We start from the raw sequence: 11,026 nt of genomic DNA on the forward strand, positions 1-11,026 counted from the left end.
ACTAAACGTCGGGACATATAAACAGTTATAAGGTTGGTCTGTGTTGACCTCTTAGATTCAGTCGGGGGACTGAAGACCTTACTAGGCGGTTATTTCAGGCATTTCAGCCCTATTTCATGCCTAAACGTTTCGCACCCTACTTATTAATATAAGATTATGTAATCATGAGTAAAAACAATTGTTCCTGTGCGTATTCCATTTATTTCTTGAATATAAGTATCGGTGTCATATCGTTTAAATCTGCTATCTTGAAAACTGTTAATTAACCCAGGAAAATCCTCTAATTCAGAGGCACTAATTAATCTATTTCCGTAAAGAAGATCACCAGAAAAAACCCTAAAGGTAGAAGAACGGGTTTCCTCGGAAAATAAACTGCTACAGTTAGGTTGTAAATAGATGTAGATGTAGGCCAAACGCATATCTACAGAAGGCACAAATTCTAAGCCCAAATCAAAATAGCATAGAGTAGGTGGATTAAAAACAGATAAAATAGATTCCCGATAATTATCAGGCTTTCCAAAACTTCTCAACTGAATAAGATGACTACCAGTATTGACTCCCCCTCCTCTTAAATTGTTAAGAGAACATTGTTGAAAGTCAAGAAAGGTTTTAGTTATCGTTCTTTGCCAACTATTAATAATGACTAGAGAATTTCCCCAATACCTATACTGTTCTGGTCGGCGATCGATCTCGATACCAATAGGATCATCCGATTGACGGGGTTCTACCATGCGATAATAGTAAGTGTAGTTGCTAAATTTTACTCTTCGCGGCCCTGGAAGATCATTAACAAAGTTTTTCGCATCTACTTGCTGGCCAAATTCACAAACACTTTGATAATCTTTTATAGTAAACATTGGTAAAAGAATATCTGGTGGCGGCAGTTTGATTTCATCATCAGACCAACGACCTGTAAAAATCCAGGCGGCTGCCCGCTCAGAAACTACCCAAGCAAGACCTCTATATACAGGAATATTGTCAATACTCATTGTTAATAAATAAATCTGATCATTTATTTTGTAACAATTATCCCCAAAACTCTCAAGGATTGTGGCATCGATCTCAGCTAAAGGTTTGCCAAATGGAAGTGCGAGTAAATCAGTAAGATTGCTCATCATTGAATTTTTTGACTAAGTTACTGTTTCTGTTATACGCTATTTAGATGCTGAACAGCTTACTGTTTACCGATCACAGCAAAAAAGCTCCCCAATGCCTGCTCTTTCTGGGAACTTGTTGATAACACGAATGTAGTATATAATGTAATATAGGTAATAAGCTGTACTGCATTTAAACTGCGTCTTGACAATTTTAGTACAAATGCTCAGAACTCTGGTGCAGTCTGAACGAGTAATTTAGATAGTCAACAGCTTATCCTCTGTGTTAAAACACGATCACTGATAACAATTTATCTAATTCATCGCAGAATCTAAATTGCCTTATTGTCTTGGTTACATCGGCTTTTGACCTGATTATTTCCTAAAAACTATGGCTTACGAAACTCTGGATATTTCCACACCGACACCGATTTTATCTTGGGCGGGGCATGAATTAGGACCCCAAGAAACCCAAATGGCCAAAAATGTTGCTTCCCTACCTTTTGTTTATAAACACATTTCTTTAATGCCCGATGTTCACTTGGGTAAAGGTGCTTTAGTCGGTTCGGTGATTGCCACCAAAGATGCCGTAATTCCTGCCGCCGTCGGAGTCGATATCGGTTGCGGCATGGCTGCCCTAAAAATGCCTTTCACCGGTGAACAATTGCAGGGAAAACTTAAAAAAATTCGCCTCGATGTGGAGGCGAATATTCCCGTCGGTTTTGCGGAAAATAAAGAAGTGGATCGGGAAGTAACTAAATGGCCAAAATGGGCGGAATTTAAACAGATTCATCGAGGCGTACAAAACCTAGAGAAAAAAGCCCTTAAACAAATGGGTTCCCTGGGAGGTGGTAATCACTTTATCGAAATTTGTTTAGATACAGACAATCAAGTTTGGTTAATGCTGCATTCCGGTTCTAGGGGTATTGGTAATCAACTAGCCCAATGTCATATTAATACCGCCAAAGAGTTAGCCAAACTAGCAGAATGTAAATTACCTGACCTCGATCTGGCCTACTTTGTTGCCGGTACAGAAGAATTTACTGCCTACTGGCATGACCTACAATGGGCCCAGGAATATGCTCGTTATAATCGAGAAATTATGATGGCTAGATTTAAGCGCATTGTTGAAAAACATCTAGCGGGAGGCAAACCAACTAAACCCCTCTTAGTAGTTAATTGTCATCACAATTACGCCGAACAAGAAATTCATTTTGGGGAGGAGGTTTATGTCACCCGCAAAGGAGCCGTCCGCGCTAGAGAAACCGATTATGGTATTATCCCAGGCTCCATGGGAGCGCAATCTTATATTGTTAAAGGCAAAGGAGAACATAATAGCTTCTGCTCCTGTTCCCACGGGGCCGGGCGCTTGATGTCGAGAAATCTGGCTAAAAAAACCTTTACTCTTGATGATTTAATCGCCCAAACCCAAGGGGTTGAATGCCGCAAAGATGAGGGCGTTATTGATGAGATTCCGGGGGCCTATAAACCGATCCAACAGGTGATGAATCAACAGGCGGATCTAGTGGAAATTGTCGCCACTCTCAAGCAGGTGATGTGTGTCAAAGGTTAACAAATCATTGCAACAGCGATCGATTTTTGCCGTTTTTCTCTAGCATGAAAAAGATAGGAATCGATCGAGGATTATAAGCGATGAGTCTGACTATTGCTGCCCAATTAGCACAAATTCCCGCCCATCATCTCAATATCATGGGCTATGTGGATGAATCCGCCGTTAACGGTCCCGGTTGTCGGGCCGTGGTCTGGGTACAGGGTTGTTCTCGCGAGTGTCGAGGTTGTTTTAATCAAGCTTCCTGGTCCTTCGAGATCAATCAATTAATTACTGTTGAGTCTCTAGCTGCCAAAATTTTGGCTAATCCCCGCAATAGCGGCCTAACTTTCTCCGGGGGTGAACCTTTTTGGCAAGCAAAAGCCTTGACAGAATTGGCTAAATATGTTAAGGAAAAAGGCTTAAATGTGATGTCCTTCACGGGATTTACGATCGAACAATTGCGCTCAACCGAAGCACCGCCCCACTCTCAAGAATTATTGGCCCAGTTAGATATTTTGGTAGATGGGGCCTATGTGGAATCCCTGGCTATTCATTCTCCCGATTCTCCCGTTTCTTCTAGCAATCAACGGATTCATCTCCTCAATCCCGCTCTGCAAGATCAGATTAATTGGGCATCGGATCAAGTAGAAATTCATATTCTCAAAGACGGAACCCGAATTTTTACGGGATTGTGGGGACAGATTATTTCTTGATTGGGCCCAGAATCAGTGAGCGGTCTGGGAATTTAGGATCACAGATCCCCTAACATCAATTCCTCGACTAAATCAAAATTAGCCGTTACCGATTGCACATCATCGAGGGATTCTAGGGTGTCGATTAACTTCAATAAAAAACGGGCCTGCTCTCGATCGCTTACTTCTAGGGTATTAGTGGGAATCCAGCGTAATTCTGCTTCTTTGACCTTAAATCCCGCTGCTTGCAGAACCTTATTCAATCTCTCCAGGTTAGACACCTCAGTAAAAACTTCTGCTCCTTGACCTTCCTCCTCACTGTCAAAAAACTCGTAGGATTGGGCCTGGCCCTCTAGGGAAGCTTCTAAAAGCTTATCCTCATCAATAGTTCCCTCAAGGCGAATTACCCCCTTATGGTCAAACATCCAGCCCACACAGCCCGTTTCACCTAAATTACCGCCATTTTTGCTAAAAGCCGCCCGCAGATCCGCAGCCGTGCGATTGCGATTATCGGTCAGTGCTTCGATCAGGATCGCCACACCCCCGGGACCATAACCCTCGTAGCGAATTTCCTCAAAAGCTGAGTCATTTTCCCAAGTTCCCGCCCCTTTAGCGATCGCTCTTTCGATATTGTCATTGGGAATACCGGCCGCCTTGGCTTTTTCGATCGCCGTGCGTAGCTGAAAATTGCCCGCCGGATCGGGAACACCGTTACGGGTAGCCACGATAATGGCCCGGGATAACTGGGTGAAAGTTTGCCCTTTTTTGGCATCAACCCGGGCTTTTTGTCGTTTAATATTTGCCCATTTACTATGACCAGCCATATCTATCTAAGATATCCAACATCAAAAATCTAGCAGATCGATCGCTCTTGGTAAATCTGGGGATAATTGTCAACGAGTGCCGGGTAATGATAATAAATCCTGTTGAGAAACTATAGAGGGGCGGCCAGTTCGAGCATTTGTACTAAAATTCCCGATATGCGGTTTAAATCCAGTACAGCTTATTATAGAAAAGGTTGATTGATCAGGTGGCAATATGGCGCAATTTTCTCGTAAAACTCTACTAACCTTGTTTGCTAGTATATTAGTATTATTATTCTCCTTGGCTCCGGCCCAAGCGCTAAGTTATAATAACCGCAATTTGACCAATAATGACTTTGCAGGGCAGGATTTGCGCGATTCCACCTTCGATCACTCTAATCTGCGCGGTAGCAACTTCAGTCATGCCAATCTAGAAGGAGTACGCTTTTTTTCTGCCAACTTGGAGGGGGCCGACTTTAGCGATGCCAATATGAGAAACGTGGATTTAGAATCGGCCCGTTTAACCAGAGCCAACTTTACCAATGCTGTTCTCGAAGGAGCTTTCGCCACTAACATTTTAATCAAAGGTGCAATTATCGACGGGGCCGATTTTACCGATGCAATTATTCGCTCCGATGTGGAAAAATATCTTTGTGAGATAGCCAAAGGAACTAACCCCATAACTGGCAGAAATACCCGCGATACCCTGTTTTGTCCCTGATATCTAACTATTCTGCTCCTAATACCCCTGCCATAGCCGATCGAATCTAGAGCCAGATCGGCCATAATTGCTGTAAGCTAGTATTCGATTTTTTAATAAAACCTTTAGAATAGACTTTCAAGCCAGTTCGATCAATCAGTCCCCTCTTGGAAAAAGGAAATTGTAACCATCGTGTCCACCAGTACCCTCGGCAATCAAGACAAAGAGCAGAAACCTAGTAGTGACTCGGATAGCTTTTTCCAAGGAGTCTCCAGAGTCGCAGGGGGGACTGTTCTCGGCCTGTTGATGGTATCCACGGCCGTGGTGACGGGGGCTGTGGTAGGATTGGCGATTAGTTACCGCAATCTACCCGATGTGAGGATTTTACGGGGTTACGTTCCCACGGAAACCAGTTATATCTATGATGTTAAAGGCAGACCCCTGACCAGCTTACACGGGGAAGCGCATCGGGAAGTGGTGGAACTCGATCAAATCTCTCCCAATCTGAAACGTGCAGTGATGGCGATCGAAGATAGCCATTTTTATCACCATCGTGGTATTAATCCTAATAGTATCGGCCGGGCAGTAGTCGCTAACTGGAAAAGTGGCGGTGTGGTGGAAGGTGCATCTACTATCACCATGCAGTTAGTCAAAAATATTTTTCTCTCCCATCAGCGCACCGTTAGCCGTAAATTAGCCGAGGCGGTCCTGGCAGTACGAGTGGAACAGGTTTTTAGCAAAAATGACATTCTGGAAATGTACCTCAATAATATCTATTGGGGTCATAATAATTACGGAGTGCAAACCGCCGCTAAAAGTTATTTTAATAAACCCGCTGCCCAGTTAAATTTAGCAGAATCGGCGATGATGGCCGGTTTAATCCAAGCGCCGGAAGTTTATAGTCCTTTTAATAATTATAAAACCGCCAAGGAAAGACAGGCACTGGTTCTCAGTCGGATGCGTACTTTAGGTTGGATTACCCCCGCACAGGAAGAGGCCGCTTTAAAGGAACCTCTGAAACTGGGTAAACCCACCGCTTGGCAAGAAAGTAAATTACCCTACGTTACCGATGCAGTGGTGGCAGAATTGCGGCAAAAATTTGGCAAGGAAACCCTAACGAAAGGGGGAATGCGGATTCAAACCACGATTGATCTCGACTTTCAAAATATGGCCGAGTCCACCATCCAACGGGCCTATAATAGCTTGCGTGGTCGCGGTATTCGCACCAAAGACCTACAAATTTCTCTAGTTGCGGTGGATCCCCGCACCCATTTCGTCAAAGCGCTCGTCGGTGGCGTTGATTACAATAAAAGTCAATTAAACCGCGCTATTCAATCCCGTCGTCAACCGGGGTCAGCTTTTAAACCTTTCGTTTATTATACTGCCTTCGCTAGTGGTCGTTTTACCCCCGAAACGGTGGTTAATGATGCTCCCATCCGTTTTCGCGAGGCCGGCGGCTTCTATAGCCCAAAAAACTACGGTGGCGGCTTTTCTGGTCCGGTTTCCCTGCGTAGCGCTCTGATGCAGTCTCTGAATATTCCCGCAGTTGTTCTCGGTCGTCGTGTCGGGATCAATAAAGTCATTGAAGTCTGTCGTCTGCTGGGTTTCGAGAGTCCTTTAATTGCCGTCACCTCTTTACCTTTGGGTTCCGTGGATGTTACCCCTCTGGAAATGGCGGGGGCCTACGCTACTTTTGCCAGTAATGGCTGGCATTCTAAGCCTACCTTTATCATGCGTGTTACCGATAGCCGCGGTAACGTCATGCTCGATAATACACCCAAACCGAAGCTAGTTTTAGACCCCTGGGCCACCGCTTCTCTCAATTCTGTCCTACAGGGAGTTATTCAAGGGGGAACAGCCACTTCGGCCCAAATCGGTCGTCCGGCAGCGGGAAAAACCGGTACTACCGATAACGAGAAAAATGTCTGGTTTGTCGGTTATGTTCCCCAATTAGCCACCGCAGTGTGGATTGGAGATGACCGAAACCGCACTTTAGGTAAAGGTATCACCGGCGGTGGTTTTGCTGCTCCCATTTGGCGCGATTTCATGGCACAAGCTCTGAAAAATGAACGGGTAGAATATTTTCCTTCTCCCTCGAAATTCCGCAAACCAACAGTTAAGTAGATGGTTAATCTAATTGGTTTGATCGTAATTTATCGATCGAGTAAAGGTGGCTAGGTTAAAAATGAAACCCACGCTTTGAGCCTTCAGGTTTCCTACGATTAATAGGTAAGTTACCATGAGTACCATCCAAGTTCAAATTCCCGACTCATTACAGAAAAGTTTAGATGATCTAGCGGCTCGTGATGGAATTTCGATCGATCAATTTATCTCTACTGCGATCGCTGAGAAACTTTCAGCGTTGATGACAGAAAATTACCTAATAGAAAGGTCCAAAAAGGGAAGTCGAGAAAAGTATCAGGTAATCTTAACAAAAGTTCCCGATGTTGAGCCAGAAGCATATTACCAGTCAAATATGCCTGAATCGTCGGTAAGCAACCCAGATAAACTTCATTTATAATGAAGTCACAAAAAAAACCTTTGCTTGAACCGATGACGACTTCCTTGACTGAGAGTCTCACCCTTGAAGATTTCCTCAAATTGCCATATTTGGAGGATTCTCCAGCATGGGAATACTTGCATGGAGTCGCAATTCAGAAACCCATGCCTAAGACTCGACACTCTATCCTGCAAAAACGTCTTTTAGCTGAGGTTGACAGCCATACTGTTGATTATACAGCCTTACCTGAGTTGCGATGTACCTTCGGCGGGCGTTCGATCGTTCCTGATGTGGCGGTAATTGCATGGAATCGAATTAACCTGAATCAAGCAGGTGAACCAGAGGACGACTTTACCGAAGCACCTGATTGGACTATCGAAATTCTTTCACCGGATCAAAAGGTAAACCGTGTAATTGACAACATTCTACACTGTTTAAAACATGGCAGTAAATTAGGATGGATGCTTGATCCAGATGATTATTCTGTTTTAATGTTTACTCCCCAACAAGAGCCAGAAGTTTGCAGAGGGGATCACCAACTTAAGGTAATTGCAGGGGTTGAGTTGACACTGACTCCACAACAAATCTTTGCATGGCTAAAAGTTGGTCAAGCTAGACAAAGTAAGTAAAAGTCGGGGGAGAAGCACGAGGACTAACTTGGTCGTTAGACGGAATTCAATTCTTTTAAGGTTAAGTAAGTGGTTATAATTAAATTGAAGATAGATTTTGTCTTTGATCCCCCCTGCCTCTTTGATAAGGGTGGTATATGATAATTTTTAACACCTACCTACTTATGACGTTGAAAGAAGTTTTTAAGCAGCGATTTGAAGAGCTAGAGGAGCAAGCATCCCAATTGGAATCTTCTAAAAAAGTTCTCCGAACAGAGATAATTGGCGGCACCAATGAAGTCATCGATAGCAACTTACTTTTAAGCTGGAAGGTAAAAGTAAAAAACTTATTGTCTAAAGTTTGTGGTGAAGATTCTCAGCACTTCAAACAATTTCAGCGGGAAGAGAACAGGCCTAGGCATACAACTTATGGGATATTTAACGCATTTAAAGCGGTATTTTTGGCAGCAAAAGAAGATTTTGAGGGTGGTTATCTCTCGTCTATTAAAACACTGGTTCAAGCCGAAGTTTTTGATTCTGAGCTTGAACAAGCAAATGAGCTTTTTTCTAGTGGTTATCATACCGCTGCGGCTGTGATTGCAGGAGTTGTGTTAGAGACGGCATTGCGAGAGTTATGTGATAGAAGTGGGATTCCGCATGGGAAGTTAGATAAAATGAATTCCGAATTGGCAAAAGCTGGTGTATATAACAAATTGAATCAGAAGCGAATAACAGCGATCGCAGATATTCGTAATAGCGCTGCCCATGGAAAACAGGATGAATTTACAGTTCAAGATGTTTCTGACATGATTAAAGATGTTGGCCGATTTCTTGCCGACTACCTTGTAGATTAGCTTGTCTAACAAGTGGGATAGGAAATTATCGGCATTGGGATTTTTCCCTATTGAATTATCACTGAACTGCTCCAACAGGCGATCGCTCAAAACGTCTGAACGTCCTCCCTACCCCGCTACGCACTCAGGGACTCATGGGGGTTTGTTGAAGACGGCTGTTGGCCAGGATCCCTTATAATGGGGAAGTCGGAATGTTTTTTCTTCCTATGCCAGTAAGCGCTGAAGCTCTTAAGCAAGACTTGGATCGACTGACTGATAATCAGCTTCAGCAAGTGGCTGATTTTATTGCCTTCTTAAAGTTTCGCAGTCAGCGTCATCAGGCTGTTCTCGATCCAATGCAACTGGCCGATCTGTTTGCAGAGTTTGCTGATCAAGATCGCGCCTTTGCTGAAGAAGGTATGAATGACTATGCAGTAATACTCCATCAAGAAGATCAATGATGACTAATCCTCTGAAACGGGGTGAAGTCTGGCTAGCCGACCTCAATCCAACTCAAGGTTCTGAACAAGCGGGCATTCGTCCCGTCATCATTTTCCAGAATGACCTTGTTTCCCAGTTCTCAACTACGATCATTGCTATTCCGCTCACCACCAACCAACGTCGCGCTGCTTTGCCTATATGCTTACTGATAGAACAAGGTAATGGTGGACTCGGCCAAGATTCTGTTGCCCTATGTTTTCAGATGAGAGTGCTGGATAAAACTCGTTTGATCCGCACACTGGGACAACTGAGTCCCGAAATAATTGCCCAATTGGAAGAAGTGGTTTTGCTAACCTTAGGATACGAGTCATAAGTGTGGAATTAAATGGAATTCTTATGGGTATAGGCTACATATCAGGACAGGCACTCATGCAAGGGGCAAAAGGGGGAATAGATAATCAGTCTTTAATAAACGGATTTAGTATAAAATGTCAAAAATTAAAAGTCCCTTGCGTTATCCCGGGGGGAAATCCCGGGCAATTAAGCAAATTCTGCCGCAAATTCCTGTGAATATTAGGGAATATCGAGAACCTTTTTTTGGTGGTGGTTCTGTGTTTTTTGCTGTTAAGCAACTCTTTGGACAACAAATAAAAACCTATTGGATTAATGACTTAAATTATGATTTATATTGTTTCTGGCAATGCGCTCAAGAAAATATTGATTTATTGGTAGCAAAAATAACAGAAATTAAACAAAAATATGATACTGGACGAGAATTATTTCAAGATTTGACAAGGGAAGATTTAAAGTTAACCGACTTTGAGAAAGCGGTGCGTTTTTTTATCTTAAATCGGATTACTTTTTCGGGAACAGTGGATTCGGGGGGGTATTCCCAAGCAGCTTTTACCAGTAGATTTACTGATTCATCAATTGCCAGATTAACTCAAATTGCGCCGTTATTAGCATCAGTAAAAATTACTAACCAAGACTACGAAGAATTATTATTTGCTGAGGGAAAAGAAGTTTTTATCTTTCTCGATCCCCCCTACTATAGTGCCACAAAATCCCGTTTGTACGGTGTAAGAGGTAATTTACATACCAGCTTCGATCATCAACGTTTTGCCGATAATATGCGTCAATGTCAGGCTAAATGGTTAATTACCTACGATGATTGTCCAGAGATACGAAAACTCTTTGATTTTGCCCATATTATCGAGTGGAATCTTCAGTATGGCATGAATAATTATAAACAAGGAGCGGCGGCATCTGGTAGGGAATTAATGATCAAAAATTATTACTGAAAGAGACGATAGAAAATACTGTCCGTTTTCCCTCAATTTTGTCCCTCAATGACTTGTTGTACTTGTTCAATTTCTAAGTCTAAAGCTTGGGCAATTTGTTCAGCACTTAATCCTAAGGCTGATAAACGGGGTATAGAGGTTAATTTAGCGGATAATTCTCCTTCCTCTAAAATATCTTGATAGATGACGGATTCTCTCAGAATGTCACTCCGAAGGATTTTTTTAATCGTCTCTCGATTGTAATTGCTCGATTGCGTCGGGGGATAAATCGGTAAATCGGGCGATTTCTGGGATAGAAAAACCAGCAGATAGCATTTTTAGGGCAATTTGTCGAGCTTTTTCTTCTTTACCCGCTTGCAAGCCTTTTTGTAGTCCCTTTTCCTCGCCTTCCTCTCTGCCTTCCTCTAAAATATCTTGATAGATGACGGATTCTCTCATAATGTCACTCCGAAGGATTTTTTTAATCGTCTCTCGATTTAATACTAACCCGGCGAGAATACTG

Annotated in this window: 13 protein-coding genes; 10 read left to right on the forward strand and 3 right to left on the reverse strand. The window is 42.9% G+C overall.

What is annotated here, in order from left to right:
- Positions 1-143: 143 nt before the first annotated feature.
- The gene (locus IM509_RS06455; RefSeq protein WP_148563478.1) at positions 144-1,118 is read right to left on the reverse strand and encodes a hypothetical protein; all 975 of its coding nucleotides are present in this window, start codon (positions 1,116-1,118) and stop codon (positions 144-146) included.
- 367 nt (positions 1,119-1,485) lie between these two features.
- Between IM509_RS06455 and IM509_RS06460 the strand changes: the two genes are divergently transcribed.
- Together IM509_RS06460 and IM509_RS06465 are read left to right on the forward strand one after the other, a co-directional pair.
- On the forward strand, positions 1,486-2,667 hold the full coding sequence (locus IM509_RS06460) for an RtcB family protein (RefSeq protein ID WP_052276105.1): 1,182 nt from the start codon (positions 1,486-1,488) through the stop codon (positions 2,665-2,667).
- Between the two features lie 80 nt (positions 2,668-2,747).
- Complete coding sequence (locus IM509_RS06465) at positions 2,748-3,359, forward strand: 4Fe-4S single cluster domain-containing protein (RefSeq protein ID WP_052276104.1); 612 nt, start codon at positions 2,748-2,750, stop codon at positions 3,357-3,359.
- A gap of 38 nt (positions 3,360-3,397) precedes the next feature.
- Here IM509_RS06465 and IM509_RS06470 read toward each other — a convergent pair whose 3' ends face one another.
- A complete protein-coding gene (locus tag IM509_RS06470) occupies positions 3,398-4,162 on the reverse strand; it encodes a YebC/PmpR family DNA-binding transcriptional regulator (RefSeq protein WP_052276103.1) in 765 nt (254 codons plus the stop codon).
- A gap of 214 nt (positions 4,163-4,376) precedes the next feature.
- On the opposite strand from IM509_RS06470, the gene IM509_RS06475 reads away from it, so the two are divergent.
- The 8 genes from IM509_RS06475 to IM509_RS06510 all read left to right on the forward strand — a co-directional run bounded on the left by IM509_RS06475 (position 4,377) and on the right by IM509_RS06510 (position 10,524).
- Positions 4,377-4,862, forward strand: coding sequence for a pentapeptide repeat-containing protein (locus IM509_RS06475; protein ID WP_052276102.1), 486 nt, complete (start codon positions 4,377-4,379; stop codon positions 4,860-4,862).
- 171 nt (positions 4,863-5,033) lie between these two features.
- A complete protein-coding gene (locus IM509_RS06480) occupies positions 5,034-6,965 on the forward strand; it encodes a transglycosylase domain-containing protein (RefSeq protein WP_052276101.1) in 1,932 nt (643 codons plus the stop codon).
- Between the two features lie 115 nt (positions 6,966-7,080).
- On the forward strand, positions 7,081-7,362 hold the full coding sequence (locus tag IM509_RS06485; protein ID WP_052276100.1) for a YlcI/YnfO family protein: 282 nt from the start codon (positions 7,081-7,083) through the stop codon (positions 7,360-7,362).
- A 32-nt stretch (positions 7,363-7,394) separates the two neighbouring features.
- A complete protein-coding gene (locus tag IM509_RS06490) occupies positions 7,395-7,970 on the forward strand; it encodes a Uma2 family endonuclease (RefSeq protein ID WP_052278403.1) in 576 nt (191 codons plus the stop codon).
- Positions 7,971-8,134: 164 nt separating this feature from the next.
- The gene (locus tag IM509_RS06495; protein ID WP_260441362.1) at positions 8,135-8,803 is read left to right on the forward strand and encodes a DUF4145 domain-containing protein; all 669 of its coding nucleotides are present in this window, start codon (positions 8,135-8,137) and stop codon (positions 8,801-8,803) included.
- 191 nt (positions 8,804-8,994) lie between these two features.
- A complete protein-coding gene (locus tag IM509_RS06500) occupies positions 8,995-9,243 on the forward strand; it encodes a hypothetical protein (RefSeq protein ID WP_008202603.1) in 249 nt (82 codons plus the stop codon).
- Positions 9,240-9,596 carry a type II toxin-antitoxin system PemK/MazF family toxin gene (locus IM509_RS06505; protein WP_002760242.1) on the forward strand — a complete coding sequence of 119 codons (357 nt, stop codon included), beginning with the start codon at positions 9,240-9,242 and terminating at the stop codon, positions 9,594-9,596. The genes IM509_RS06500 and IM509_RS06505 overlap by 4 nt, the downstream gene beginning before the upstream one ends.
- A 115-nt stretch (positions 9,597-9,711) precedes the next feature.
- The gene (locus tag IM509_RS06510; RefSeq protein ID WP_072924133.1) at positions 9,712-10,524 is read left to right on the forward strand and encodes a DNA adenine methylase; all 813 of its coding nucleotides are present in this window, start codon (positions 9,712-9,714) and stop codon (positions 10,522-10,524) included.
- A gap of 222 nt (positions 10,525-10,746) precedes the next feature.
- Here IM509_RS06510 and IM509_RS06515 read toward each other — a convergent pair.
- The coding region (locus IM509_RS06515) for an Rpn/YhgA-type helix-turn-helix domain-containing protein (protein WP_502846459.1) at positions 10,747-11,026 on the reverse strand (280 nt) is incomplete at its 5' end.

The organism is Microcystis sp. M31BS1, from assembly GCF_020245285.1.
GTDB lineage: Bacteria > Cyanobacteriota > Cyanobacteriia > Cyanobacteriales > Microcystaceae > Microcystis > Microcystis panniformis.

What these genes read in the sequence shown, in the direction of transcription:
- IM509_RS06465 (WP_052276104.1), top strand. Translation starts at nt 2,748, where the DNA reads ATGAGTCTGACTATTGCTGCCCAATTAGCACAAATTCCCGCCCATCAT.
- IM509_RS06495 (WP_260441362.1), top strand. Translation starts at nt 8,135, where the DNA reads ATGACGTTGAAAGAAGTTTTTAAGCAGCGATTTGAAGAGCTAGAGGAG.
- IM509_RS06470 (WP_052276103.1), bottom strand. Translation starts at nt 4,162, where the DNA reads ATGGCTGGTCATAGTAAATGGGCAAATATTAAACGACAAAAAGCCCGG.
- IM509_RS06475 (WP_052276102.1), top strand. Translation starts at nt 4,377, where the DNA reads ATGGCGCAATTTTCTCGTAAAACTCTACTAACCTTGTTTGCTAGTATA.
- IM509_RS06455 (WP_148563478.1), bottom strand. Translation starts at nt 1,118, where the DNA reads ATGATGAGCAATCTTACTGATTTACTCGCACTTCCATTTGGCAAACCT.
- IM509_RS06460 (WP_052276105.1), top strand. Translation starts at nt 1,486, where the DNA reads ATGGCTTACGAAACTCTGGATATTTCCACACCGACACCGATTTTATCT.
- IM509_RS06500 (WP_008202603.1), top strand. Translation starts at nt 8,995, where the DNA reads ATGTTTTTTCTTCCTATGCCAGTAAGCGCTGAAGCTCTTAAGCAAGAC.
- IM509_RS06510 (WP_072924133.1), top strand. Translation starts at nt 9,712, where the DNA reads ATGTCAAAAATTAAAAGTCCCTTGCGTTATCCCGGGGGGAAATCCCGG.
- IM509_RS06505 (WP_002760242.1), top strand. Translation starts at nt 9,240, where the DNA reads ATGATGACTAATCCTCTGAAACGGGGTGAAGTCTGGCTAGCCGACCTC.
- IM509_RS06490 (WP_052278403.1), top strand. Translation starts at nt 7,395, where the DNA reads ATGACGACTTCCTTGACTGAGAGTCTCACCCTTGAAGATTTCCTCAAA.
- IM509_RS06485 (WP_052276100.1), top strand. Translation starts at nt 7,081, where the DNA reads ATGAGTACCATCCAAGTTCAAATTCCCGACTCATTACAGAAAAGTTTA.